Raw genomic sequence first — 24,723 nt, 5'->3', positions numbered from 1 at the left:
GGTGAACAATGAGCGTCAAGCAATCCATGATCTTTGGTGTGACGGCCCTGCTGTTGGTGCTGTCGGGAGCGCCCGCCATGAGTGAGGAAAAATCAAAGCAACATATCCAGATCGCCGAAATCGTCGTCGATCCGGCCCAGCTCGATAGCTACAAATCTGCCGTGGCCGAACAGATCGAAGCCGCCATTCGGCTGGAGCCGGGCGTGCTCACTCTCTACTCGGTTTCCAACAAGGAAAATCCGAGCCAGATCACGGTGTTCGAGATTTACCGGGACCGCGAAGCTTATCTTGCTCACCTGCAAGCACCTCACTTCCTGAAGTACAAGGCGACCGTCGAGAAGATGGTCAAATCGCTGAAGTTGATCCCGGTGGACCCGGTCGTGCTCGGCAGCCAAGCGAAGTAAGAAGCGATGGCTTGCGGCTCAGCTTCGGTGCCGTAACGCATCCACCACAAGGTTGAAGGCTGCGGAAGACTGTCGGCGGCTGGGATAGAACAGGTGATAACCCGAATACGGCTGGCACCAATCGCCAAGGACGCGCTTCAAGCGGCGTTTCGCCAGATGCGGCTCCGCCATCTCTTCCGGAATGTAGGCCAGGCCGTGCCCCGCCAGAGCGGCATTCAGCATTTGGATCGCCCCGTTGCAGGTCACCTGGCCGTCCGCGCGCACTTTCAGTTCGCGGCCGCCTTTTTCAAACTCCCATGCGTATAACCCGCCATGTGAAGGAAGACGCAGATTGATGCAATTGTGGCTGATGAGATCCTGCGGTTTCTTCGGCTCGGGCCGCTTGCGGAAGTAAGACGGCGTTCCGACGACCGCCATGCGCAAATCAGGCCCGATGCGCACCGCGATCATGTCCTTGGCAACCTGCTCGCCGCTTCGTATGCCAGCATCGTAACCATCGGCAACGATATTGCTTAAGCCGTAGTCAACAACGATCTCCACTTTGATATCGGGATACTTCGGTAAAAGCGTAGCGAGTTTTGGCAACAGGATCGCGTCGGCGGCATATTCTGTCGCGGTGATCCGGACGGTGCCGGCCGGCTTTTCACGCAACTCACGCACCGCCGAGAGCTCAGCGTCGATCTCTTCGAAGCGGGGACCAATGGTTTTCAGCAGGCGCTCACCTGCCTCCGTCGGGGCTACACTGCGGGTGGTGCGAGTGAGAAGCCGCACGCCAAGGCGCGCCTCAAGCTCGCGAATGGTATGGCTGAGAGAGGATTGCGACACGCCCAACTGCGCGGCGGCCCTCGTGAAGCTGCGTTCTCTGCCAACGACCGAAAAGGCCAGAAGGTCATCGAGGTAGCCGCGCTGCATTTATCGCTCCTCATCATAAGTCCTTTCGGATTATAGCGGCTAGTCGAAAGACGCGCACGTCTTATGTTCGTGGACGAAACGACGCGTATTCGCGTGGCTGAGCGGGGATGAGCAATGGAGCGGAATTCAACTGGCTTGGAGGTAACGCGCAGGCATCTGCTTCGCATCGTCGGCGGGTTGGCAGTGCTGGTCGGATATCGGCCCGCCCTTGCCCAGCAGCCAATGCAGCAAGCGATGGAAAGGAAAACGGCAATGAAGATTGAACGCAATGGTTCGCGCCCATCGACAAGGGGAGCGCAGGATTACTTCAGCGGTTCGGTCCGCGTCGAACCGGTTTTTCAAGTCGGTGATCCGATGCGGTTGAACGCCGGTAGCGTGACGTTCGAGCCCGGCGCGCGTACCGCATGGCATACGCATCCGCTTGGCCAAACCCTCATCATTACGGCTGGTCTCGGCTGGGTCCAAACCGAAGGCAGCCCGATCGAGGAAGTCCGGCCAGGTGACGTAGTGTGGTTTCCGCCCGGTGAGAAACACTGGCATGGCGCGACGCCCAACACCGCTATGACGCATATTGCGGTTCAGGAAGCTCTCAACGGCAAGAATGTCGATTGGATGGAAAAGGTGAGTGACACGCAATACAGCAAATAGCGGTGCCGGGCACGTTGATCTTTATGACCGCGTGAAACTCATTCCGTGGGAGAAGCTTCAGGCGTTCTTTGAGCGGTATCTCGTGGCCCGGGAAGCGCCAACCAAGCGGAGGAGCCGCCGATGATCACAGGAGCACACCCCATGTTCGTGGCGACGCTGGCAACGATCGTCACCATCCTCGGACTGACAGAACCTCTCATGGCAATGGAGCGCATTCTGATTTCCTCTGAATGGGGCCAAGTGACTGCCGATCTGGCCGACAACGACGCGGCCAGGTCGCTCGTCCGCATGTTGCCGGTTACGATCCAGATGCGCGATCACCTGCGCCAGGAAAAGACCGGCAATCTGCCTGCGCCACTACAGGAGTCGGTGCGCCAAACACGTTTCTCGAAGGGAACGCTTGGGCTTTGGACTTCGGATCACTTCGTCATCTACTATAGCGATGGTCAGGTTCCTCAGCCGGGGATTATCATCCTTGGACAAGTGGCCGGCGACGTTTCGATGTTCGACCGACCCGGATCCGTCACTGTTCGGATTGAGCGTGCGCAATAAAAGCGGCCCTGCAGGCCTCGATGGGAGCGCGAACATAACCGGCTATATTTATCTCGGCGTTAGTGCCCTTCAACAAGAAAGCGATTCATGCGACCCTACATCATCTGCCACATGAGCACGTCGATTGATGGACGCCTTCATCCCAGCCGGTTCACTCGGGCGGCCCCGGGCATTTCGTGGGATGTTTTGCGCGCGTACCACGAAAAAATGCATGAACGCTTCGAGGCTGATGGGTGGATCGTTGGCCGCAAGACCATGAGTGAAATGGCCAAAGGAACCGAACGGAGCATTGCCGAAGCGTCGAAGGTGCCGCGTGAAGCGCATGTCGCCGAACGCCATGGCCGCAAGCTCGCCGTCGCTATCGACCCATCGGGCCATGTTCATTACGGCAAGGACAATGTCGGCGGCGACCACGTCGTTGCGGTACTCGGTGAGCAGGTTTCTGACGCCTACCTCGCCGAACTTCGCGAAGATGGTGTTTCATATGTCTTCGCCGGCACAAAAGGCGATGAGCTGTCACGGGCGATGGAGCAGCTGGCCTCCCTTTTCGGCGCGAGGAAGCTACTACTCGAAGGCGGTGGCAAGATCAATGGTGCATTCCTCAAGCACAAGCTTATCGATGAGTTCAGCACACTGATTTTCCCCGCGGTAGATGGAGTTGCCGGCACGCAAAGCATTGTTGACTACAGCGGCCCGGAGGGCGAACGTCCCGGTGCCGGGCAGGCGTTGCGGTTGACTCACTGCGAGACGCTTGAGGGCGGAATGGTCTGGCTACGTCACGCAGTGGAACGCGCGCCCGGGTAAAGTCTTCGATATAGCCGCAGCCGCTTTGCACTACTAACGTTCGGCCGCGAACAATCTGACCGTTTCTGAGATGCCTTTTAGGGAATGACTACCTTCGTCATGAAACCTGATGTTTGATCCGGCGACAAGGTCACGGACTGTATTCGACACCAGAACCTGCCCGGGCTTTGCCATCGTCGCGACACGCGATGCAATGTGCACCGCAATGCCGCTCAGGTCATCATCGGCCATCTCGACCTCGCCGGTGTGAAGGCCGGCCCTTACCTGCAGCCCAAGAGCTTCAACGCCTTCATTGATCGCCAGAGCGCACCGGATTGACCGAGCCGGCCCATCAAAGGTTGCCAGGAAGCCGTCTCCCATTGATCTCACCTCATGCCCTCGATGTCGCGAAATCTCCCGCCGCACGAGCGCGTTGTGCCGATCCAGCACGTCGTGCCATGCACGATCTCCGATCGTCTCGGCACGCTTGGTTGAGTTCACAATGTCAGTGAACAGAACCGTCGCGAGCACGCGATCAGATTCGATTGCGGACCGCGAGCCTGTCAGAAACTCTTCAACCTCATCCAATATCCGTTCTGTTGCGCCGGTCCACAACATGTGATCGCTGCCGGGCAGCTCGAGATATTTCGCGTTTGGGATTTGCCGGGCCATGAACCGCCCCGCTTCAACGTTGACGCGAACGTCCCCTTGTCGATGAATAATGAACGTCGGCACTCGGATCGACGGAAGGATTGGACGAACATCGATTTCGCTGTTCATTCGCATAAGCGCGACAACTGCGGAGGGGCTTGCACCCAGGCGTTCAAAACGCGCCCATGACAGCTTGAACGTCTCGTCTGATGCCACACTGGGAGCGAATAAACGGAGGCTCTCGCCGGTGCCCCAATTTTTCTCCAAGCGAGCCAGTGCGGCATCTATCCTGTCCGGGGGTATCACCCACGAGAGGAAGTGGCCATAGGTGCCGTACAGGACCAACGCTCGGGTACGCTCCGGGTAGGTTGCCGCGAACAAGACTGACATCGCGCTACCTTCGGAGATGCCGAACAGGGCGGCCTGTTGCGAGCCCGCGGCATCCATGACCGCGCGAACATCGTCCATGCGCTCTTCGAGGGTTGGCACACCAACTGTTCTGTCGGAAAGCCCGGTGCCGCGCTTGTCGAACATGATCAGGCGGGCGAAGGCCGCCAAGCGGGTCCAAACCCGCGCCCGATATGGCTCCTCCCAGGCGACGTCGAGGTTCGAAATGAAACCAGGAACGAACACGAGGTCGAACGGCCCTTCGCCGACGACCTGATAGGCGATGCGAACATCACCGCTCTTTGCGTATTGGGTTTTCGGAACCATTGCGCATCACTTCACATAAAGTGGCGTGATCGGCTTCGTCGACTTCCGTGGGCAGGTTCGACCTGGATCTTAACAGTTTGCCGCGGTACGCGGAAGTCAAAACCGCGTAGCCCAGCCTCAGCATGCGGTAATCGGCTGCTGCCCCTCAACCAGGTATCACTCAAGCCAATTTGGATTTGCAGGTGAAGCTTGCCAGTCTGGGCGGCACGGCTCTTAGCGGATCCCCTCCGACTTCGCCAAACTAATCTCGGACTAGGTCAAGAAATGGAGGAAGGTGGTTTTGGCGGCCAATATGAAACGGGAATGAGCGGCAAGCGGAGTCGCCGAACTGACGGGATTTGGCCCAACACACTTGATTCCGCTTCTCTCACACGATTAGCTCCCGCCGAACGTTCGGGAAAATCATATGCCGCGCATTGTTGTCCTTGGTGCTGGATTTGCGGGGCTGTGGGCCGCCCTGGGTGCTGCGCGCAAGCGCGACGAGATCGGCGCGCCGGCGGCGGATGTCGAGATACTGGTCGTCGACCGCAACCCCTACCACAACATCAGGGTTCGCAATTACGAGGTCGACATCGGCGAGGCGGCGATACCGTTCGCCGAATTGCTCGACCCGGTCGGCGTCGATCACAGGGTTGCCGAGGTGCGGGCGGTCGATCCCGTCAAGCAGCACGTGAGCGTCACCACGAATAGCGGCAGCGAGGTCATCGAATACGATCGGCTGGTGCTGACGCTCGGCAGCCAGCTCGCGCGTCCCGCTATACCGGGGCTGGCGGCCTACGGCTTCGACGTGGACAGTTATGCGGCGGCCGTCCGGCTCGAGGCGCACCTCGCCGCGTTGGGCAAGCAGGCGGATGCCGAAGGCCGCGCCACGGTGGTCATCGTCGGCGCCGGCTTCACCGGCATCGAAGTCGCGACCGAGATGCCAGGCAAGCTTGAAAAGGCCGGCCTCTCCGGCGAGCGACGTATTATTCTCGTCGATCCCAATCCCGTTATTGGCGTGACACTCGGAGAACAAGCGCGCCCGATCGTCAGTGAAGCGCTGGCGGCGCTCGGTGTGGAAACGCGGCTCAACGCAAGGGTCACGGCGATCGATGCGAATACCGTCACGCTGAGCTCCGGCGAGATCATCCCGGCGCGGACGGTGGTGTGGTGCGGGGGGATGAGGGCAAGCCCGGTGGCGCAAACAATTGACGTCGAGCGCGATCGGCTTGGCCGCCTCCACGTGGATCAGTTCATGCGCCTCACCGGTGCGACAAACATCTTTGCCGCCGGCGATGTGGCTTCCTGCGTCGTGGATGGCGAGCATTCCACCGTGATGTCCTGCCAGTTCGCACGACCGATGGGCCGCTTTGCCGGAAACAACGTTGTCGCCGATTTGCTTGGGCAGCCGATGCTTCCGCTTGACATCGATTGGTATGTCACCGTGCTCGACCTCGGAGCCTGGGGCGCGCTGCACACCGTCGGATGGGATCGCCAGCTGCACGCCTCCGGCGCCGTCGCCAAATCGACCAAGCAGATTATCAACCAGCAGCGGATCTATCCGCCGCGGACCGGTGTACGGGCGGACATTCTGGCTGCCGCCGCACCGACGGTGCAGAAGCCGCCGGCCGTGCAGCGATAAGAGCTTGCCGGAGTAGGCAGCCCTGACAAGGTGCAAGGAGATGGCTGCACATACCGAACGTCGTCATGAATCCATCACTACACGCCGTCCGCGCATTAACTTGCTCCCTTTCAGGCTGGTTTTTTTGGACGATAACACGCACGCAGCATCGTGAGAAAGCGGGTTCCTCCTGACGCCTTCGGTTGTTGGAACAAACCTGGGGCAGGCTGGTTTCGTTTGCGCAATTGGAGAATGCACCGATGAAGCTCTTCTTGACGGCGTTCGCTGCTGCGCTTGCAAGCAGCACTTTCGCGCTTGCTGACACCCCCGTGACACCGGCCGAGGCCGAGAAAATCAAGGTTGTCCTGGAAGGCCTTGGCTGCACGGGCGGCAAGATGGAAAAGGAAACCGAGGCCAGCGGCTATTTTGAAGTCGATGACGCCAAATGCAGGGATGGGCAGTATGACATCAAGCTCGACAAGGACTTCAAGCTGATCGCAATGATCCGCGACTAAGCCGGGCGGGACCTTTGGCGATTTGGCCGTCGGGTTGAAGTGGCCACGCGTTGACGCCGCCTAAACAGCCATCAAAAAGCTGGCGCCTGTGTCGCACCCCGCGCATTCGAACGTGCGCAGTTCGATGTGGGAGCCGCCTGGTTCGATGAGGGTCAGCTTCATCGGCCTGCCGCATGTGGCGCACGGCAGCTCCGTGGTTTGGAAATGGGTACAGCTCGGCGGTGGACGCGCGATTTTCATGGTTGCCTCTTTCGACCTCGCAAGCCTTGTTCAATCCTCCGGGTCGACGCCGCCAGCTCTGTTCAATACGTCAAGGGCAGGGATTGAATTGTCCAAACCGTGCTCTGTCAGAGCTGTGTAGACATTACTCTGCTCGACGACATCGCAGCCCTGCGGTGCGTCAACCTGGCGGAGGACATCGTCATCGATATGATAAACCTGTTCCATCATGTGCCTCGATTGCAAGAGTAGGCGCAGCTTCGTATTTTCCTGCTTCTCAACGGATTTTGAATCGGCTGGGGACGATGCTGCAGCACCTATTCAGCGTACGGGTTACCAAGGTTGCCGGATTTCTCCGCCCGACCTCGCCATAACTCTATGGCCGTAGTCCACGCTGCCCAGCCGAAAGGTCGAAGAGGGGACCTGGTCGGATTGCTCGAAACCAACAGAGCGTTATGGCTATGGTTCCTGGAATCCCCTGACAAAGGCCGGATTGATTTCCCAGACCGAGCGGCATTGATCAGCGCATCGCCGACTTATAGCCGTCCCAAAGCCGGGTCAGTTGGACGACTCAATCGTCGCGGGCGACCAAGCTGCCTTCGCTTGCGATCTGAATGGTGCGGTGGCCGAACATTTCAACCGCTTACCGGAGTCCACCGGCCTGATCCTTGAATACCGCAACGACCGTTCCCTCGGCGTGGTTGCTGAATGCTTGATGGACCTTGTCACCGATTACGAATCTGGAAGCCATGGCGAATCCTCCACCCCACAGGCTTTGCCTCCAGTCAGGCTTATGTGCGGCTTCTTTGCGATCCATAAGTTGTCCCCGGCGATGTGAAGTGCCCGGGTTCGGTCCTAGGAGCAGACTCGGACATGGGCGCTTAGAACTTCGCGCTTCAAATGGGGACTGACGGATTCAATCTTTTCGGATTCAATTTTTTCCGACTGAGCTAAATTGACCATGCGGTGTTGCCGAAGCAGGCCATACTCAGACCATGACCTGGAGGCGACAATGCTGACCCATCAAGAATTCGCATCGCTGCTTGCGGTTGGCCATACCGCCGTAAATGACCGTCCGGCGGTCATCCCTGCCGAACACAGCGCCCGATTGATCGCGTTAGGCTACATGGCCGATATCGCTGGCAAGTTGCGCCTAACCACACCGGGCAGAAATCGGATTGCTGCCGGAATCGCAGCCTTGGCCTCGTAGGGCCCGTGACACCCTCATTGCGCTAACTGCGTCGGCGTCGCGGGATGAGCCGTTTTCGGATGGTGGTCGTGCAGGTACGACGCCAAATGTTTTCCCATTCCAATGTCACCGGCCACAGCGGTTTCGAACAGGTTCTCTTGCACGTCGCGAGGGAGGTCCGGCCACAATGCGAGCGCGGCCTTGCCCAGCAAGCGCTCGAACTCAAGAGTTGAGTTAGTCATCATCATTGGACCAATCTGTTTAAGGCGGGCAGGGGCAGTCGGTCCTGGCGCCCTTATTCCGGTTCGCGGTGAACGAACTCGCGATAAATCTCTTTTCCGCTTTCGCTGACAACCAATATCTCAAGGTCCTGGTCGTCCCGCAGGCTGTTGTCGCGGAAGTCCTGCGCGATCTCCTTGCAGTGCCTGATCGCTTCGGCATTCGTGTTGAACTCGATGCCGATGCGGTCTCGCATCGGGACGCCGTCTTTCATATCAAAAAAGAACTTTTGCATGGTCAATGCTCTATCGCACGGGTGGTAGCCAATCCAACGCGGCTACTTCGGTATCACGTGCCCATCATGAACTTCGTGAGTGGCCACGTATTCGCGACGGGCGTCGATGGCGCGTTGATGCCATACGATTGCCTGGTCGATCCAGTAGTCATGACATGTTGGATCCTCGTGCGCGTTCTCACGACAGGTTGACGCTTTGGCGATGCACTCGTGGCGCCGATACATCAGGCCACCAATCCGCCACGATCCAACCATGCATCAGTCACCGCGCTTTCGATGATGTGCCGTTGAATCCTCCTGCAATGCGGGCAAGTAAACGTTCGCAGGTCCTGGCCCGTATCGCTCGGTTCGATAGCGGTCAACTTCATCGGAGAACCGCAAGCCGTGCATTGTGGACCCTGGCTTTGTCTTTGGAGCATGGACGTTACCTCAGTTCGGTGTTCTGAGTTCTCCCCCGAGCCATCCGACCACCTTCGACTTCAAGGGATCCGACACAATGACGCTTGTCTGCACGTGATCGCATTTTGGGCATTCGAACAGCCGGTGCTGGAAGCCGATCGGCCCCGGCGAAACGCGCTCCAGCATCATCCGCGCCTGGCAGTGCAGACAGCGCGGGCGCTCGATCGCGATCAGAAATTGTTGGGATGAAGTCATGATGCTTCCCTGCATTGGGCGGGAGCGTTCCAGAACTCTCAGTCACCGGTAGATACCGAAGCGGGCCGGTGATGGAACCAGCTTGGCACTCCCCCGGTCCCCCGTCTGCTCCATTTTGCTCACATTCCGAAAGTTAATGACTTGGAGCGCCTTCCAAAATAGCGATGCGCAAACGTCGCGTCGGGGCCGTCCCAATCAGGACCCGGCATGTTTCGCATAGTGGTCAAAATTGAACAGCGCCAAAGAACGGGATGTGCTGACATTTGCAGAGGACGGGTGCGCCATTCGGCTGCGCCCGGTTCTCAAAGACCGGCCCCAGCAGGAATCCAGCCCCGGGCTGGGGCCGCTCTCATCGCGGCGCGCCGGCCGATCACATCGCCATTGCGATCACCAGAAATCAACGAAGCCGCATCGCGGCGCGACGTCGTTTCGCGTTCACGGTCGAACGTGGTGAATTTGGACAGAATGGCCCCGGCGCTTGGGCTTGGGGGCTGCTCCGCGCCGGGGCCACGCTTGGGAAACGTCGCCGTTGCGGACAGCGACGTTCGGATTCAAGCCGATCACATTCGGGGCGGCGGCGCTGTTCTCTTTTGCTCACTTCCAATTATAGGGACCAGAAATCCGGCAACGTTGAACGTTCCGAAAGGTTCTGGAACTCGTGGGAGGGGCGGCGGTTGGTCCGCCCACAGGAGAGTTCAATGCATAAAGATGGAAAGCAAATAGTCGAGACGGCGGTGGAGGCAAGAGGGGGGCTGTTGGGCAGACCGGTTCTCCTGGTGCTCATCGTGAGCTGCGTTCTGGCCGTTGCCGCACTTGTCGTGACGTATTCAGGGGCGTGAAGAGGTCCGTGGAAGCGACGCGCTCGATCGTTACGGTTCGCGCTTGATCTCGGGTTTGTCGTACAGGACCGCATTCAACAATGAACTATTGACCTCAATTTTTCCGTTGTAGCTGATGAAGCCGAGCTTGCGGAATTTGTTCATGAAGAAGCTCACCCGGGACCGGGTGGTGCCGATCATCTCGGCCAGGGTCTCCTGGCTGATATTTGGAATGATCGGCTGGGGACTGCCTTCCTTGCCGAAATTCGCCAGCAGAAGCAGCAGGCGCGCCAACCGCTTTTCGCTGGAGTTGAAGAGCTGATCGATCAGATCTTCCTCAATGCGGCTGTTGCGGGTCAACAGATAGGCCATGAACATCTCGGAAAACTTCGGTTGATCGTGAAGGGCCGCGAGCATCGCGGCCTTCGTGATAGCGGTAACCAGGCAGTCTTCCATCGCGGTCGTGGTCGCGATCCGCACCGAATGGCCGTTCATGCAGCCTTCGCCAAAGAACTGGCCGGGTCCAAAAATCCCGACCACCGCCTCTTTGCCTTGCTCGGATATGACAACAACCTTGACCCGGCCGCTTTGAACATAAAAGACGGTGTCTGCCGTGTCGCCCTGGGCGAAGACCACCTGATCCTTTTGAAATTCAAGGATAGTTTTGCCCTCGCCCACGACGGCGAGAAACGCCTTGGGATCAAAGGCAGCCTGATTGGTGTTGTTGGCCATGTCCGGTTTGGTCCCGCGGCAGGACATCTACCTTAGCCGTTTTGGCCGTAGCGGTCCGGAATGTAACTACGTCCGAGGCGGCCCTACTTATGGCCATCCACGGTATGGGCGGCCAGCCACTTTTTGTCGCAGGCGAGCGAGCGCATCGAAGCCGCTATCTGCCGGTGCTCATTGCGGGCGGGCCCGGGCGGCATGGAGCGCGAGTGCCTGATAAGTAGCCGGCGCAGTTCGTAAAGCTCCGCCATCGTGTAGCGTGTGGTTTCGACGGAGTTATTTTCCATAAGCTCGCGGGCCCATGTCATCTGCCTGATCTTCCGATGTGGGGTGACGATAGCATCATGCCGCGTCGCAACACCGACTCGCTGGTCAAAATTGCTCACATTGCCAAATAACATGGAAGGGGAACCCCCTTCGGGGCATCCTGCGCACGCCGCATGAGGTCCGAAAAGCGCCCAAACCGTACTCTCAATCAACGATTTTCCAGTACGAATCCTTGCGGATCACCTTGCCGTCGCGGAACGTATAGAAGTCACAACCCTGGACTTCCTTTCGCGCGCCCTCGCGGGTGGTGCCCGTGAGGGTCCATTTTGAGATGCCGGTGTCGGCAGCCGCGTCCACAAAATGCGCAGGGTTGCCGTAGTGGACGTCGGGCAAGCCTTCAAAGCGCGTTGCCAGCGCTTCCCGTACATTCTGTTTGCCCTCGAAACGGGAGCCCCACGGGCTGCTTCCCCTCGGCATCTCCAGCACACAATCGTCAGAAAAGCATGCCATGATGCGATCGAGATCGTGCGCGTTGAAGGCTTCACACAGCTCCTTCAGTGCGGCGCGAATGTCCATTTGCCGTCTCCATCCCGTTTGGACAGTCTTGCCTGCACTCGCATCAGAGGCCGAGCGTGATCTCAGCCCAGCGCATCACCCTATCGCCGTTGAGGAACTCGATCACGCTGGGCTCGGTCGCCGCCGGCCGGTCGTTGCCGAGCACGGCGGTTGCGGCGATCATGTCGCAGCGTTCGTTGAAAACCACCGATATCGCCGTTTTGCCGGGCGGATTGCGCGTGTTGAGCGTGTAGGCGCGGCTGCGACCCTTCATCCACGCAATGTTGACCGGACGACCGGCGCCGAGCGGCGCAACGTCGCCGACGAGAACAAGATCTCCCATGCGATCCAGATCTTCGTCATCGGCGACGCCGGTCGTGCAATTGCAAAACCCGATCTTGGCACGCAGATAGAGGTTCACCTCGGCGCCGCAGTCGGCCGCCTTGCAGCGGAACGCCTTGCCCTTCCCCCACTGGTCGATGGGGAAGGGCCAAGCCACCTCGGTCCATACCGGCGCGGTCGCAGTTGCCGCCGCGTGCCGTGGCAGACCGAACCACGCCAACGCCGCCGCGAGTACGCACCCCAGCGAGGCTGCTGCGACGGCGATAGCTACCCTTCTCATTGCACCACCGTTCTGGTCGCTAGAGCAGGATGACTTTTCTTCGAATCGTCACCCGGCTCCATCTTTTGTTTGGGCATGATCTTCTCGCAAAACCGGTGCCCACTTTCCCGGATCATGCTCTAGTTGCTGGCGAGATAGGTCTTTGCCGCCGCTACCTCGCGCCGCTCCGTGTCGGCGTTCGCCGCGAGCGCCATGAGTTGCTGATAGTTCTGTCGCGCTGCGGCCTTGTCACCGAGCGTGTCGGCTGCCTTGGCTGCGCCGGCGTAGCCCTGGAAGCGGTTCGGCTCCTTGGCCTTGGTGGCCTCGAATGCCACAAGCGCCTCCTTGGCCATGCCGCGATCGAGCAGCATGAAGCCGTAGAGCTCGCGCGCCGGCGCCATCGGACCTGGCGTGACCACATGCTTCTCGGTCAGGTCCTCGGCGTCCGCTGCCGCACTCATGGCCTTGAGAGCCTCGTCGTACTTGCCCTCCGCGTGAAGCACCCAGGCAACGGCGACCTGATGCTGGATGTCGACGATCTGCGACCAATAATTGTCCTTGGCGTCGCGCAACTTGTCGCGCAATTCCGCGAGCTTCTGGACATCGGCCTTGGCCGCTTCCGGCTTGCCGGAGCGCGCCGCACCGAGCGCGCGCGCGAAATGCGAGATCGCCGTCGCGAAGTGCAGGTTGCTCGGCCTGACAGATAGTTGCGCGGCGGCGTCCCAGTCGCCGCGGTCGATCGCATAGCGCGCAGGCGAGGCGGCCAGCGCGTAGTCGGCCGCTGCGACCGTCGCCTTGAAGTCGGTCTCTTTGATCATGTCGTCGATGACGGCGCGCGCCTGCTGGTCCTGGGCGAGCTGAAGGTGGGCATAAACCATGTAATCCTGCGCGTGCAGGTAATTGCCCACCGACTTCTCGGCCTTCGCGGCTTTCACGGAGGCGGCGTTGGAGGCGATCGATTCCTTCCAATAGCCGACGCGGGTGTAGATGTGCGACGGCATGTGCTGGGCGTGCGGCGCGGCCGGCGCGATCTTGGCGTAGCGGTTGGCGGCGTCGAGGCCTTTTTGCGCGGTCGCCGGATAGTCGTAGAGGTGGATCAGGTAGTGCGTCACGCCCGGATGCTGCGGCAGCCGTACGGACATCGGCTCCAGGATTGCGGCGCCCTTGGTCTGCTGCGCGTAGGTCTTGTCTTTCAAATCCGCCGACGTGTTCAGCGTGATGGCGTAGGCAATCTGAGCCTCGTCATCGTCTGGATATTTCGCTGCGATGTCGGCCTGTTTGTCGCGCAGCGCGCGCATGCGCTGGGCGTGGGGGATCGTTTCGTGGTCCGCGTACATCACCATCATCGCATCGATATAGTCGCGTTCGCGCTCGGTCTTGGCTCCGATCTCCCTGGCTTTGGTGATCGCGGCGAGGCCGGGCGCAAGATTAGGCCGCGGAATTGCGGCGTGCGGATTGTCCATCATCGTGAGCGCGATGCCCCAATAGGCCATGGCGCATGTCGCATCAGCCTTGATGGCCTCCTCGAAGATCTCCTTGGCATTGCTGTACCAGAACGAGTGCTGATAGCGCATCGCGCGATCGAAGCGACGCTGCGCAACATCGTTGCAAGAGGTTTTGAAGTTCACGTTGCCGAGCTGCTGGTCCACGTCGTCTTGCGCGGCGACCAGCGGCTGAGACGTAGAAAGCATAAGAGCCGCGACGGCGACACCGAATGGAGACTTCCGCATGGATTTCCTCCCTGGCTCATCTATGGACGGCACTATACGACTTTCGCTCCTTTGTCGTAACCACTTTGCCGTCACCATCGCATCATGGCAGTGCAATTGACCTTTCGGTCCCTCCGGCAATCAGCTTAGGTGCGTCTCGGGGGCTGCTTTGCGGCTTCACTCGATCAGCTGATCCGCGAGCACAAGGATTGTCGGTGGGAACGTGAGCCCGAGCGTCCGGGCAACCCTGACATTGACGATCAGCTCGAACCTCGTCGGCAGCTGGATCGGCATCTCCGCCGGCTTCTGGCCCTTGAGAATGTTGTCGACATAGCTTGCAGCGCGACGGAACAGGTCGGCGAGATCGGCGCCATAGCTGAAAAGCGCGCCGGCCCGCGCGATTTCGGCATGCTCGCCGATCACGGCAATGCGCAGGTCGGTTGCGATCCGGCAGATGTCCGCCATCATGGCCACCGTCAGGAAATCGCGGATGACGATCATGGCTGTGCCGCCGTCGTCGGCGAGCTTCTTGATCTGCTCGGTGAGTTGCATGGCGGACGGCGCACTGAGCCCGAGGCGTACCGGCTCGATACCGGCCGTCCTCGCATCCGCCATGGTCTGCGAACCCCAGGCGCTGAAGGTGGGATCGGTGGCGTTGTGCATCACGCCGAGTTTCTTCAGGCCGGGCAGGATCTCCTTCAGCATTTCGATGCGCTTGGCCGAAATCTCCTCGCCGAACGCCGAGAAGCCGGTCACGGTACCGCCGGGCCGGGCCAGACTCTGGAACAGTTCGGGGTCGCTCTGCACCGCCGGCAATGCCACCGCGACCACGGGAATATTCGTCTTGCGCACGATGGCCCGCGCCGCGGCCTGGCCCGGCGAAAGAAATACATTCACCGGCAGTGCCACCAGTTCGTCGATCATGGCGTGGCCGCGCGCGACGTCGCCGTTGGCGCTGCGCGCATTGACGATGATGGTGCGTCCTTCGACGTGGCCGAGCCCAACCAGCGCCTTGCGAAAAGCGCCGACCGTCACGTCGTCGACGTCGGCATTGGCAAATCCGACAAAGCCCACGATCGGAATGCGCTGCTGTGCCCGCGCTGCCAGCGGCCATGAGGCCGCCACGCCGCCGACCAGCCGGATGAACTCGCGTCGCTTCATGGCCGGCCCCGCGCTCGACAGTTTCACCCGATGGTAAGCACTTTTCGGCGCGAGTCCAAGAGCGGCCGGAGCTCCGCGTTGGGTCACAAGCCGACCTGGAGCAAGCTGACTTGGAGCAAGCTGACCTGGAGCAAGCTGACCTGGAGCAAGCTGACTTGGAGGGTGCGACCGCACTGCAAGGTGGTCGTTCCATGACGGCGAATGGCCGGATCTCGGCAACAGGGCGATCTAGATGCCGCGCATCTTGTGATCGGCCCAGTTCTTGAGATCGCGTACCGTTAGTACCTCGAGGAATGGGTTAGCCCTGACAAGTTTCTGGCGGGTGGTTCGACCGGTCGCGTCAGCGGCGGCCATGACGGATGCGGCGTCGGCATGTTCGGCGCCGGACAGCAGAGCCACGGCGCCAGCCGGTCCGGCAAAATAGGCCAGATAAAGCGAACCGGACGTGAGGGGCAGACCGCGTTTATGCAGTGTCCTGGCATATTGCTCAAGCAGCCGCGCAATGATCTCCCGCGTAAGTTCGGCGTCCTGTCGTAGCTCCAGGAGTTCTTTATCGCTGCGTCCCTTGATCAAATCGCGGCGATGCTTTCGGATGGCTTCGAGCCAGGTGTCATCGAGAAATTGACCGGCCCCTGTGGCGCTGGAAAGCTTGTTCCTTTTATTCGCAATTCCCGCCGATTCGACTTTGATGATGCGCTCCACCAGAGCCTTGACGTCGATTGACTCGATTGTCTGCCGGTTTGAAAGCGTGCTGCGAAAGATGTAGAGGCCTGCGATAACGGCCAACGCGATCACCGCCGCTAGAACGATCGCGGCGATTGATACGTAGCACCAGTCTCGCGATCTATCAGGTACGCACCGCTCGTCCGGGCGAGGCGGCCTGATTTCGACCACACGCTCTGCTCCTCCTGGGGTGCGAGCGAGGTGCGCCGGTTTGGCGCCGGCCAATCCGACATTGCACGAAAGCGATTGTGCTAGGTCTGACATCGGGCGGGCAGGTTCAATGCTTGAAGCAGACCATCGAATGCATTCGGACGACACGGCCTGGCCTCGCCCATCGGCTTCGGCCGAGCCACCCTTGCAGCTTTGTTGGGATTTGTGGATTGAGGCTTGGGTTTGTCAGGCTCCGTGTATTTGGATCCAGGCCGCAACTTCCCGGCAACGGGCTTCTTGCCGCCTGTAGCGCTCCCAACGGTGCCCGGATCCTTTTCTGGAGTTAAGGCCGCCGTCGCATCCGGCGGCGGTGTTGGTTCGACGGATGAGATCGGCTGAACCGGTGCTTCATGCTGCAAACGGTGGACTTCGCGCCGGTCAGCCGTCTCCAGGGTGTCGCCCGATACGCTGACGCCGATGGTCAGTTGCTCGAACCGATCTGGCGCACTTGTCTTCGTGCGTCGCGGTGTCCCCAGCTCCATGATGGTCAGAGCGCTGAGGCCGACAACGAGGAGACCTGCCCTCATCATGATCTGCTCTTCCAGAACGAAGGTGCTTGCCCCGAATAGGGGAAAATAATCTGCCCAACGTCGCCGAACGATTTCTAGGATCCAATGCGGCGGGTTAGCGGCAGAATGGACCTACGCGCAGGAGCGACGAAGTAAGTCTGACAACAGGGTTAATGCACGGAGGCGCGAGCAAACGCGCGATCGATCCATTGGCCGCGGCAATGATCCAGCCGTTGCCCGGCGTAGGTCACCGCGTTCATCGTGGGAACTTAGAGGAGCCGGGGGCGCCGCCCGTGTGCTCGGCATTGGGGGGACGACGATGGTGTCCCTGCGCTGAGGCTCAATGAAGGTTGAACAGCTCTCTCACCAGCTGCCCGGAAATGATGTTCGCGAACGACAACCTGGTAGGCGGTGCGATCGGCGCCGGGCTGCTACTCGGGGCCGCAGGCGTGTTGATTTGCGCATGGGGCGATGACGGTTGTCTGGCTGCAGCCTCCTTCACCATCCTCTTCGTGGCCTTTGGCTTGCTTTTTTCCACGCCAGTAACCGACGCCTGAGAAGTTATCGGCGCGTATGATTGTGCTTGCGGGGGCGGCTCGTCCGGGATGGCATCGGCGGCGGGCGCGGGCGGCGGAACGATCGTCGGAAGGTTGGTGTCGATGACGATCCGCTCCGGCGGCTGCTGTAGCGAAGCGATCCGGATGACCGGCCTGTTAACTTCGTCACCGGCGGGCTCCGCCAAAGGTTGCGGAAAGAACCAGTTGGCCACGAACAGCAACACCAGCAACGATGCGCCGACCCAGGCTATGTATCGTCCGAGAGGCATAACCATCTCCGCCACAGAACCTGACGGAGAGCAAACGCCCTAATTCCTGACAGTCCGTAACTGAACGTGGTTACTGCCGGAATTGCTGTTGCTGAGCTCGATCACGAACTTCCGTGAGCTACTCGGTGTAGATTTGATGGGAGTTCGGCAGGTCCGGGAATTGACTGCCTGCTACCGATGAACCGGCATACGCGCATACCGCGATGACGAGCGCCCTGATGATCGTGAACATTGCTGCCTCTTGCTTGTTGGAGGCAGCCTAGAGCGGATTCGTTTCGGACGGCTTAGGGAAGGTGGTTTTCACGTCATTGACCGACTTGGTAAACAGTCTGCTTGCATCCATTTTCCGTAGAGACGCCGCCGGCGCAGCCCGTGCTGCACCGCATCAGGATCGCCAGCGCTGCTCCTGCCTGCGGCGGCGCAGCAGACCTCGGCCCCTCAGACGCGAGGCTTGAAGTCGCATCTGAGGTTCAATGCCAGCTCTGTTCAATGCCAGCTCTGTTCAATGCCAAGTCTGTTCAATGCCAAGTCGGCCTGAACGATTTGGCCACCGCCAGTGCAGCCCACTCGTCGGTCTCCAAAGCAATTTTCTGTGCGAGCATGACGTCGCCCGGAACCAGTGGCTGGTTTGGTACAAAACACCAACCGGTTTTCGGACGCCCATATTGGTCAAGTTCATGAATATTTGTCGCGGTGCCATAACAGATGCGGTATCGCTTGCCGCTTTGGCAGCCCGTGACTTCGAAATACCCGTATTTGTTGAACTGAACGAGTTGTTCAGCCGATAGCCACGATTGCAACAACCTTATGCCGCGCACCTCCCTTTGAGGGCAGCCCAATTCTCGATACTGAGCCCGCAGCAATTGCCAGCGGTTCACGCTATCCGCCAGCAATTGCCTGATGTTACGGACCGCATTACGTAGCGTTGTCTGCAACATGAGACGCTAACCGCCGACTAGCCTTGGATAAAACAGGGTTTCTTCGGCTTTCGGATCGAACCTGCGGGTTACCGTCGGATCGCCAGAGGAATTTCTGATTGCCGCTGTGAAGCCGGCGCCTGTGAGCTGTTCGAAGCGCCTTTCCGCTTCAAGCAACGCCCTCGCGTCGTTCGCATCAAACTCATGGCGGGTATCGCCAGTGTGGTCCATCACGATTTGGGTTGCCATTGCAAACACTCCTTGGGGTTCGCACCATCAGCAAATTTGCAATGGCAGAAGTTCCGAAAAGTTCCAACGGCTGGCCAAAATACAATTATCGCCCGCCGGCGGCTGAAAAATGGGCGATTCATTTTCGAAATGCGGGCAGGGAGCCCGGATCCGCTTGACGCAGCGCTGTTCTAACAGCGCGTGCTTGCGGTCCGCTCGGAGGCTTCCTAAGAGTCTGACTCAAAAAGAGATCAACGAAATAGCGTCTCGTACCGTACGTCGTCATGCCCGGCTTTGCCGCCTTCGCTAAAGCTCCGGCGCGCCAATCACTTTTGGCCGCGTCGAAGGCTTAGCGGAGACGGGTGCCGGGCATCCACGTCTTGGCTTCCATTAAGCAAGAAAGACGAGGATGGCCGGGCATAGGCGAGCGGTAGCGACGCCGTCCTACAGACGGCTATGCCCGGCCATGACGAAAAAAGGGGCCAGAGGGTCGAAGAAACGAGCAATTTTCCGGCTCGCTGGCCGGAATTGCTCACATTCCGAACGGGGAGAGGGCCGCTCAGGGTAATCCGCGTCGCTTTTGGTACAAGTATGGGCTGGGTGGGCGGCTACCCAACTGCTAATAAAATGGACCTGCCACCGTCATAGCCATCACCGGCTGGCACACCCGACAGGGTGTCGCTTAACCTCACTACGCACGCTTAACCTCACCACGCATTTGGATGCGAACAATGACCCTGACGACCTACTTGCTGTACCTGGCCGCCGTGGCCGTGTTGGTGCTGTCACCCGGCCCAACCATGCTCACCTGCATGACGACGGCGCTGAACGAAGGCAAGTCGGGCGCGCTGGCAGCTGCGGTTGGCAGCATCAGCGCGGTCCTCGGCGTCATGGCGCTTTCGGCGCTGGGCCTCGGTGCATTGCTCGCGGCATCGGAGCTTGCCTTCACCGTGGTCAAGGTGATCGGGGCGATCTATCTCATATGGCTCGGCATCAAGACGTTCGGCAACGACGCTGAAGCCGTCGATATCAAGAGCGCTGCAGCGGACAGCGGCCGGCGCCTGCGCACGCATTATGTCAGGGGCCTCCTGGTCGGGTCCAGCAATCCCAAGGCCATCCTGTTCTTCACCGCGTTCTTCCCGCAGTTCCTGAACCCGGTCGAGCCGTTCGCCCCGCAATATTCCATCCTCGCCCTTACCTTCATCGCATGCGAATTCAGCGTGCTGGCGATGTGTGCCTTCGGCGTTTCCGCGATCGCTCCGGTCCTGCGCTCCAGCTGCCACATGCGCTGGATCAACAGGGTGACAGGAGGCCTGTTCGCGACGATGGGGGGCCTGTTGCTGTTCAGCCGCCGTCACGCCTGACACCGAGAATTCGGTGTCAGGCCGTCACTCGGCCGCCTCCGCCAACAGTTCCGTCTGCTCGTGCACGACAACGCCCGACAGCGGATCGAATTCGCCGATCCACGGCTTGCGTTCGAGCACCGCCCTTGTGTGGCGATAGCCGGCGTCCCAGCGCTGCATGATGCCGGACGGGCTGAAGTCGATGTCCTTGGTGTGGTCTTCGCGGGCGAGCTGCGGAGCGAGCAGCCGCACCACATGCATCCGGGTCGGGCAACCATAGCTCGCCAGTTCCTTCACCGCTTCGCTGTTGCGCTCGGACTCCGGCAGGCGCGCGGCAAGCTGGTTGATGACGTGGCGCAGCCGATGCGCCTGCTGCTGGCGCGCGACGTGGCTGGCGATCCGGCTGGAATACTGCACATCCTTGTGCCGATTCAGCACCTCCGCCATCGTGGTCGGCTCGCTACCTGTCGGATTCCAGAGGTGTACGGCGAAGATCAGGGAATTCCGACGCGGGTTGTCGTCGAACACGGCTTCCGTCGGCGTGTTCGATAGAATGCCGCCGTCCCAATATAACTCACCGTCGATGCGAACGGCCGGGAACGCCGGCGGCAACGCACCAGACGCCATGATGTGCTTGACGCCGAGCTCGCTATCGCGGCTGTCGAAATAACGCATCTGGCTGCTGCGGACATGCGCCGCGCCGACCGTCAGCCGCGGCCTGCACTGATTGACCAGAGCGAAATCGACCAGTTCGGTCAGCGTGCGCTCCAGCGGCGCGGTCGAGTAATAGCCGGCCTGATCGGCGCCGAGCGGATAGAGGTCGCCGGCATGGGCCAGCGGATTCGGCCGGAAGAAGCCGGGAATGCCATGGGTCACGGTCGACCAATAGGACAGCTTTTCGTTGAAGCCCGGAAAGATGTCGCGAAGAGGCCAGAGCGTGTTCTGCTCCATCTTCTTCCAGAATTCGCGCAGCCGCGGCAGCCGCTTCTGCGGTGAATTGCCCGCGATCAGGCTGGCGTTGATGGCGCCGATCGAGGTACCGATGATCCAGTCCGGCTCGATACCGGCCTCGTGCAGCGCCTGATAGACGCCGGCCTGATAGGAGCCGAGCGCGCCGCCGCCCTGCAGCACCAGCACGATCTGGCCGGGCTCGGATTTGCCGAGTGCCTTCAGCGTTGAGCAATTGTCCCGGACGTCGTTCATGTCACGCTCCCTTGCTTCGTTACGTTCGGTACGTCAGTGCGCGGTCCAGCCGCCATCGACCGGCAGCGCGATGCCGGTGATCGATACCGCAGCGTCGCTGGCGAGGAAGACGGTCAACGCGCCCAATTCCTCGACCGTCGCGAAGCGCTTGTTTGGTTGCTGCGCCAGCAGCACGTCGTGGATCACCTGATCGCGGGAGATGCCGTGCGCCCTGGCCTGGCCGTCGATCTGCGCTTCGACCAGCGGCGTATAGACGTAACCCGGACAGATCGCGTTGCAGGTGATGCCTTCTTCGGCGGTCTCCAGCGCGGCGACCTTGGTCAGCCCGACGATACCGTGCTTGGCGGCGACATAGGCCGCCTTGAAGGGCGAGCCGACCAGTCCATGGGCGGAGGCGATGTTGATGATGCGACCGAACTTGTTCTGGCGCATCGCCGGTAGGGCGAGCCGAATGGTGTGAAACGCGGATGACAGATTGATCGACAGGATCGCGTCCCATTTCTCGACCGGAAACTGGTCGAGTGGCGCGACATATTGGATACCGGCATTGTTGACGAGCACGTCGAGCTGGCCGTGCCCTGCGATGACAGCCGCGATCATCTCGGCGATCGCCTCCGGCCTCGTCATGTCCGCGGCCGAATAGCTGACTTTGATGCCGTAATCGGCCTCGATCTGGTCTTTGGTCGTGGCGATCTCGGAGGCGGTCCCAAGACCGTTAAGCACCACCTCGGATCCCGCCTCGGCCAGGGCCCGCGCAATCCCGAGGCCAATGCCGCTGGTCGACCCTGTGACCAGCGAGACCCTGCCGGCGAGCGGCCGCGCGGCCCTGGTGTCCCGCGCCTTCGGCTGAACGTTCATGGCGGTCCCTTTCCTGCAGCTTTGCCAGCCGAAATCTGCAGGATGGACACGGTGTTTTGAAATGCCGTTTGGCTTCCTAAACCATAGGCTGCCGCTATTGCCGTTCGGGTGTCATTGCGGGTCTTGATCGGATAGCCTGCGGCAACGAGAGATCGGGGCAGCACGATCATGGAAATGCATCAGGTACGATACTTCCTCGCCGTCACGCGGACGCTGAATTTCACGCGCGCCGCCGACGAGTGCAACGTCACACAGCCGTCGCTGACGCGGGCGATCAAGCAGCTCGAAGCCGAACTGGGTGGCGACCTGTTCCGCCGGGAACGGCCGGCGGCGCAATTGACCGAACTCGGCCTTCGGATGCACCCGCTGCTGCAGCAATGCTATGACGCCGCCAGCGGCGCGCGCATGCTGGCGTCGTCGTTCAAGAGCGGAGAAATCGGTGCGCTTCGGATTGCGCTTAGCCACTCGGTCGATCTGTCGATTCTGGTACCGTTTCTCGACCAGATCAGGCGGCAATTCAGCCAGCTCGAATTTCGATTTTTGCGCGGCAACAGCGAGGAGGTCGGCGAATATCTGAAGAAGGGCGAAGCCGAACTCGGCATTGCTGCCGAACTCGGCGGCGACTGGGACCGGCTGGACACCTGGCCGCTATTCACGGAGGACTTTTATCTCGTCGTCAGCCGGCAGCATCGGCTGGCGGAGCGCGACACAATCGGCTTCAGCGACCTGCAGGCAGAGCAATGGTTGTCGCGAAGTTACTGCGAACATTCCGCTTCGCTAGGCCGGTCGCTTCGCGAGCATGGCGTTGCGGTCGACCGCAATCACGAAATTTCGTCGGAACGGGATCTGATCGAACTGCTGGAAGCCGATATCGGCGTTGCCGTGGTCCCTCACACGGCGTCGCTTCCTGCCACGCTGAAACGCACTTCGGTCGAAGGACTGGACGCGCGCCGCACGGTTCACCTCTATGGTGTCGCCGGGCGTGAGCGCACCGCGGTCGCATCCGCAATCATGCGAATGCTGCGCGGGTCGGACTGGCAGCAATTCCTGAGCAGAACGGCGTAAGCCCGAGGCTCAGCGATCCTTGCCGGCCGCTCGCACCGCAACCAGCAGGTCGTCGATCTCCATTCGTTTGCGGAAATCGGGGTCGACGAAACGGGCTTTCACCAACCCGTCGCGGCCGACCACGAAGGTCGCCGGAATCGGCAGCATGCAGCCGTCATTGCCGTGAAAATCCGACAGGTCCAGATAGGAAAGCAGTTGCTGGATCTCCGTTCCCAGCCAGATCGCTAGATTGAGGGACAACGCATAGCCGTTGTCGAGATCGGTCAGCACCGGGAAGGGGGCGCCGGCCTCGGATTTGAAGCGCTCGGCGTACTTCTGGGTTTCCGGCATGATCGCGACGATCTGTCCGCCTAGCGCCTTGATCTTGTCCGCGGCCTGAATGACCGCTTTCACGTTCAGCCGGCAGTAAGGACACCAATGGCCGCGATAGAACATCACGATGACCGGCCCGTTGCTGATCAGCGATGTCAGGCTGACGAGTCGCCCCGTCTCATCCGGCAGCATGAAGGGCGGCATTGCCTCGCCCGGCCGCGGCGCATTCTCACCGCCGCCGTTCTCGTGGATCCGCGCGACGAGACGATCCACCGCTTCGCTGTAGGCCGGAAAAAAACCGCGTCCGGCGGCGGCGTAGGCCTGCAGCCGCTCACCGAGCGTACCTTCCATGTCGCGGCAGTGCTGGAAGGCCTGCCGCAGGCGTTCGGCGTTGGCAGGCGAAAGCTGGGTCATGTCGTACTCCGGCCGGTCGGTTTGACTTGATACTATTTTCCAGCGCGGGGCCGCCGGCAAGGGGCGGCCGATTGGCGTGTATGCAGGAGGATGGGGCAGGCCGGTCGGACTGTGTCGGCGATGGGTGTGTTGGGGAGTGCCAAAGGGATTTCCTCACGGGACAGGCAACAACGGCCGATCGGGCGCTGACCCATCAGAGGTCGGATTGATCCGTCTTTGAAATGCCGTCGCCCAATGGGTTCGATAGCCGGGGGGCATCGAGCCGGCCACGCATAGCGCGGCGCTATGGAGTCCAGAGCCAACCGGCATTTCATTCCTCAGGTGCTTTCGTCGATTGTCGTGACGTAGCCGGCCCGATCATTCGGGGCCAGCGCGACTTCAAAGGCAGCAAGCGAACAGAGGAGACCACGACATGTCCAAATCCAACGTCACATTCCGCACGTGCTGGCAGGATGTTGCACTTGCCGGCGTCCTGGCAGGCTCGCTCGCGTCGGCGCCGGCGGCGTTTGCCGGCGAATGTCCCGCCGACAGGATGAAGGCCAACGTCCGCGAGAAAGTCGACTACAAGGCGGTCGGCGTCACCGACGTGACGCTCGGCGCGATCAATCTCGAGAAGCAGCCCGCCAACATCAGGGATCGCGAGCTGCGCTTCCGCAAGCTGACGATCGAGCCCGGCGGCATCGTGCCGTGGCACAGCCATGACGACCGTCCGGCACTGATTTTCGTACAGCAGGGCGAAATCGTCGAATATGCCAGTAACTGCGCCGAACCGATCGTGCACAAGGCCGGCGAGATCAGACCCGAAGTCGCCGGCGTGTCGCACTGGTGGAAGAACCTCGGCAAGGAGACGGTCATTCTCTATGTCGGCGACGTCCGCAAGGATCCGCATGACCACCACATGTAACCGGATGTAACGCGCGCTT

At 60.5% G+C, this 24,723-nt stretch carries 32 protein-coding genes; 12 read left to right on the top strand and 20 right to left on the bottom strand.

What is annotated here, in order from left to right; all coding sequences use genetic code 11:
* Positions 1-8: 8 nt before the first annotated feature.
* The gene (locus JQ567_RS13390) at positions 9-404 is read left to right on the top strand and encodes a putative quinol monooxygenase (RefSeq protein WP_249165438.1); all 396 of its coding nucleotides are present in this window, start codon (positions 9-11) and stop codon (positions 402-404) included.
* An 18-nt stretch (positions 405-422) separates the two neighbouring features.
* Here the strand turns inward: JQ567_RS13390 and JQ567_RS13385 are convergent, their stop codons facing one another.
* Positions 423-1,316: a LysR family transcriptional regulator gene (locus tag JQ567_RS13385; protein WP_212439233.1), complete on the bottom strand. Its 894-nt coding sequence runs from the start codon at positions 1,314-1,316 to the stop codon at positions 423-425.
* Positions 1,317-1,568: 252 nt separating this feature from the next.
* On the opposite strand from JQ567_RS13385, the gene JQ567_RS13380 reads away from it, so the two are divergent.
* The 3 genes from JQ567_RS13380 (at position 1,569) to JQ567_RS13370 (ending at position 3,320) form a co-directional block, all read left to right on the top strand.
* On the top strand, positions 1,569-1,964 hold the full coding sequence (locus tag JQ567_RS13380; protein ID WP_212439276.1) for a cupin domain-containing protein: 396 nt from the start codon (positions 1,569-1,571) through the stop codon (positions 1,962-1,964).
* 141 nt (positions 1,965-2,105) lie between these two features.
* Positions 2,106-2,516, top strand: a complete 411-nt coding sequence (locus tag JQ567_RS13375; protein ID WP_249165437.1) for a cyclophilin-like fold protein — start codon at positions 2,106-2,108, stop codon at positions 2,514-2,516.
* An 87-nt stretch (positions 2,517-2,603) separates the two neighbouring features.
* A complete protein-coding gene (locus JQ567_RS13370) occupies positions 2,604-3,320 on the top strand; it encodes a dihydrofolate reductase family protein (RefSeq protein WP_212439232.1) in 717 nt (238 codons plus the stop codon).
* A gap of 33 nt (positions 3,321-3,353) precedes the next feature.
* Here the strand turns inward: JQ567_RS13370 and JQ567_RS13365 are convergent, their stop codons facing one another.
* Positions 3,354-4,664, bottom strand: coding sequence for an adenylate/guanylate cyclase domain-containing protein (locus tag JQ567_RS13365; protein WP_212439231.1), 1,311 nt, complete (start codon positions 4,662-4,664; stop codon positions 3,354-3,356).
* Positions 4,665-5,070: 406 nt separating this feature from the next.
* Between JQ567_RS13365 and JQ567_RS13360 the strand changes: the two genes are divergently transcribed.
* Positions 5,071-6,285: an NAD(P)/FAD-dependent oxidoreductase gene (locus JQ567_RS13360; RefSeq protein ID WP_212439230.1), complete on the top strand. Its 1,215-nt coding sequence runs from the start codon at positions 5,071-5,073 to the stop codon at positions 6,283-6,285.
* Between the two features lie 239 nt (positions 6,286-6,524).
* The gene (locus tag JQ567_RS13355) at positions 6,525-6,779 is read left to right on the top strand and encodes a hypothetical protein (protein WP_212439229.1); all 255 of its coding nucleotides are present in this window, start codon (positions 6,525-6,527) and stop codon (positions 6,777-6,779) included.
* Positions 6,780-7,049: 270 nt separating this feature from the next.
* Here JQ567_RS13355 and JQ567_RS13350 read toward each other — a convergent pair whose 3' ends face one another.
* Complete coding sequence (locus JQ567_RS13350) at positions 7,050-7,226, bottom strand: hypothetical protein (RefSeq protein WP_212439228.1); 177 nt, start codon at positions 7,224-7,226, stop codon at positions 7,050-7,052.
* A gap of 334 nt (positions 7,227-7,560) precedes the next feature.
* Here JQ567_RS13350 and JQ567_RS13345 point away from each other — a divergent pair, with 334 nt between their 5' ends.
* Both JQ567_RS13345 and JQ567_RS13340 read left to right on the top strand, forming a co-directional pair.
* The gene (locus JQ567_RS13345; protein WP_212439227.1) at positions 7,561-7,836 is read left to right on the top strand and encodes a hypothetical protein; all 276 of its coding nucleotides are present in this window, start codon (positions 7,561-7,563) and stop codon (positions 7,834-7,836) included.
* 174 nt (positions 7,837-8,010) lie between these two features.
* Positions 8,011-8,208, top strand: a complete 198-nt coding sequence (locus JQ567_RS13340) for a hypothetical protein (protein WP_212001685.1) — start codon at positions 8,011-8,013, stop codon at positions 8,206-8,208.
* Positions 8,209-8,222: 14 nt separating this feature from the next.
* Here the strand turns inward: JQ567_RS13340 and JQ567_RS13335 are convergent, their stop codons facing one another.
* From JQ567_RS13335 to JQ567_RS13295, 9 genes are all read right to left on the bottom strand, one after another.
* Complete coding sequence (locus JQ567_RS13335; RefSeq protein ID WP_249165436.1) at positions 8,223-8,435, bottom strand: hypothetical protein; 213 nt, start codon at positions 8,433-8,435, stop codon at positions 8,223-8,225.
* 47 nt (positions 8,436-8,482) lie between these two features.
* Positions 8,483-8,701 carry a DUF6894 family protein gene (locus JQ567_RS13330; protein WP_212439226.1) on the bottom strand — a complete coding sequence of 73 codons (219 nt, stop codon included), beginning with the start codon at positions 8,699-8,701 and terminating at the stop codon, positions 8,483-8,485.
* A 429-nt stretch (positions 8,702-9,130) separates the two neighbouring features.
* Positions 9,131-9,355 carry a response regulator gene (locus tag JQ567_RS13325; RefSeq protein WP_249165435.1) on the bottom strand — a complete coding sequence of 75 codons (225 nt, stop codon included), beginning with the start codon at positions 9,353-9,355 and terminating at the stop codon, positions 9,131-9,133.
* An 869-nt stretch (positions 9,356-10,224) separates the two neighbouring features.
* Complete coding sequence (locus JQ567_RS13320) at positions 10,225-10,905, bottom strand: Crp/Fnr family transcriptional regulator (RefSeq protein ID WP_212439225.1); 681 nt, start codon at positions 10,903-10,905, stop codon at positions 10,225-10,227.
* 83 nt (positions 10,906-10,988) lie between these two features.
* A complete protein-coding gene (locus JQ567_RS13315) occupies positions 10,989-11,300 on the bottom strand; it encodes a hypothetical protein (RefSeq protein ID WP_212439224.1) in 312 nt (103 codons plus the stop codon).
* 70 nt (positions 11,301-11,370) lie between these two features.
* Positions 11,371-11,742, bottom strand: a complete 372-nt coding sequence (locus tag JQ567_RS13310) for a nuclear transport factor 2 family protein (protein WP_212439223.1) — start codon at positions 11,740-11,742, stop codon at positions 11,371-11,373.
* Between the two features lie 43 nt (positions 11,743-11,785).
* Positions 11,786-12,343: a hypothetical protein gene (locus JQ567_RS13305; RefSeq protein WP_212439222.1), complete on the bottom strand. Its 558-nt coding sequence runs from the start codon at positions 12,341-12,343 to the stop codon at positions 11,786-11,788.
* A gap of 119 nt (positions 12,344-12,462) precedes the next feature.
* On the bottom strand, positions 12,463-14,052 hold the full coding sequence (locus tag JQ567_RS13300; RefSeq protein WP_212439221.1) for a M48 family metallopeptidase: 1,590 nt from the start codon (positions 14,050-14,052) through the stop codon (positions 12,463-12,465).
* 156 nt (positions 14,053-14,208) lie between these two features.
* Positions 14,209-15,192: an ABC transporter substrate-binding protein gene (locus JQ567_RS13295; protein ID WP_212439220.1), complete on the bottom strand. Its 984-nt coding sequence runs from the start codon at positions 15,190-15,192 to the stop codon at positions 14,209-14,211.
* A gap of 95 nt (positions 15,193-15,287) precedes the next feature.
* On the opposite strand from JQ567_RS13295, the gene JQ567_RS39045 reads away from it, so the two are divergent.
* Positions 15,288-15,458, top strand: a complete 171-nt coding sequence (locus tag JQ567_RS39045; RefSeq protein WP_409363597.1) for a pentapeptide repeat-containing protein — start codon at positions 15,288-15,290, stop codon at positions 15,456-15,458.
* On the opposite strand, the gene JQ567_RS13285 is transcribed toward JQ567_RS39045, so the two are convergent.
* The 4 genes from JQ567_RS13285 to JQ567_RS13270 form a co-directional block, all read right to left on the bottom strand.
* Entirely contained in the window at positions 15,421-15,978 is a 558-nt protein-coding gene (locus JQ567_RS13285; protein ID WP_212439218.1) for a lytic transglycosylase domain-containing protein, read from the bottom strand. The two genes, JQ567_RS39045 and JQ567_RS13285, sit on opposite strands and share 38 nt — an antisense overlap.
* 996 nt (positions 15,979-16,974) lie before the next feature.
* Positions 16,975-17,460 carry a hypothetical protein gene (locus JQ567_RS13280; protein ID WP_212439217.1) on the bottom strand — a complete coding sequence of 162 codons (486 nt, stop codon included), beginning with the start codon at positions 17,458-17,460 and terminating at the stop codon, positions 16,975-16,977.
* Between the two features lie 518 nt (positions 17,461-17,978).
* The gene (locus JQ567_RS13275) at positions 17,979-18,398 is read right to left on the bottom strand and encodes a hypothetical protein (RefSeq protein WP_249165434.1); all 420 of its coding nucleotides are present in this window, start codon (positions 18,396-18,398) and stop codon (positions 17,979-17,981) included.
* A gap of 6 nt (positions 18,399-18,404) precedes the next feature.
* A complete protein-coding gene (locus JQ567_RS13270; RefSeq protein WP_212439216.1) occupies positions 18,405-18,626 on the bottom strand; it encodes a hypothetical protein in 222 nt (73 codons plus the stop codon).
* A gap of 710 nt (positions 18,627-19,336) precedes the next feature.
* Here JQ567_RS13270 and JQ567_RS13265 point away from each other — a divergent pair.
* Positions 19,337-19,969, top strand: coding sequence for a LysE family translocator (locus JQ567_RS13265; RefSeq protein ID WP_212439215.1), 633 nt, complete (start codon positions 19,337-19,339; stop codon positions 19,967-19,969).
* A gap of 24 nt (positions 19,970-19,993) precedes the next feature.
* Here the strand turns inward: JQ567_RS13265 and JQ567_RS13260 are convergent, their stop codons facing one another.
* From JQ567_RS13260 to JQ567_RS13250, 3 genes are read right to left on the bottom strand one after another with little or no spacing between them, the layout of a single operon-like run.
* Positions 19,994-21,151: a patatin-like phospholipase family protein gene (locus JQ567_RS13260; RefSeq protein WP_212439214.1), complete on the bottom strand. Its 1,158-nt coding sequence runs from the start codon at positions 21,149-21,151 to the stop codon at positions 19,994-19,996.
* A 33-nt stretch (positions 21,152-21,184) separates the two neighbouring features.
* On the bottom strand, positions 21,185-22,009 hold the full coding sequence (locus tag JQ567_RS13255) for a 3-hydroxybutyrate dehydrogenase (protein ID WP_212439213.1): 825 nt from the start codon (positions 22,007-22,009) through the stop codon (positions 21,185-21,187).
* Complete coding sequence (locus JQ567_RS13250) at positions 22,006-22,179, bottom strand: hypothetical protein (protein WP_212439212.1); 174 nt, start codon at positions 22,177-22,179, stop codon at positions 22,006-22,008. Before JQ567_RS13250 ends, JQ567_RS13255 begins: the two co-directional genes overlap by 4 nt.
* On the opposite strand from JQ567_RS13250, the gene JQ567_RS13245 reads away from it, so the two are divergent.
* A complete protein-coding gene (locus JQ567_RS13245) occupies positions 22,178-23,074 on the top strand; it encodes a LysR family transcriptional regulator (protein WP_212439211.1) in 897 nt (298 codons plus the stop codon). The genes JQ567_RS13250 and JQ567_RS13245 overlap by 2 nt on opposite strands.
* A 9-nt stretch (positions 23,075-23,083) precedes the next feature.
* Here JQ567_RS13245 and JQ567_RS13240 read toward each other — a convergent pair whose 3' ends face one another.
* Positions 23,084-23,800 (bottom strand): peroxiredoxin-like family protein, encoded by a 717-nt coding sequence (locus JQ567_RS13240; protein ID WP_212439210.1) that lies wholly within the window; start codon positions 23,798-23,800, stop codon positions 23,084-23,086.
* A 412-nt stretch (positions 23,801-24,212) separates the two neighbouring features.
* Here JQ567_RS13240 and JQ567_RS13235 point away from each other — a divergent pair, with 412 nt between their 5' ends.
* The gene (locus tag JQ567_RS13235) at positions 24,213-24,704 is read left to right on the top strand and encodes a cupin domain-containing protein (protein WP_212439209.1); all 492 of its coding nucleotides are present in this window, start codon (positions 24,213-24,215) and stop codon (positions 24,702-24,704) included.
* Positions 24,705-24,723: the final 19 nt, after the last annotated feature.

The sequence above is a fragment of the Bradyrhizobium sp. AUGA SZCCT0431 genome (genome assembly GCF_018131065.1).
Classification (GTDB): Bacteria; Pseudomonadota; Alphaproteobacteria; order Rhizobiales; family Xanthobacteraceae; genus Bradyrhizobium.
Note: the sequence above shows the minus strand (reverse complement) of the source record. Positions and strands in the feature narration are given on the sequence as shown.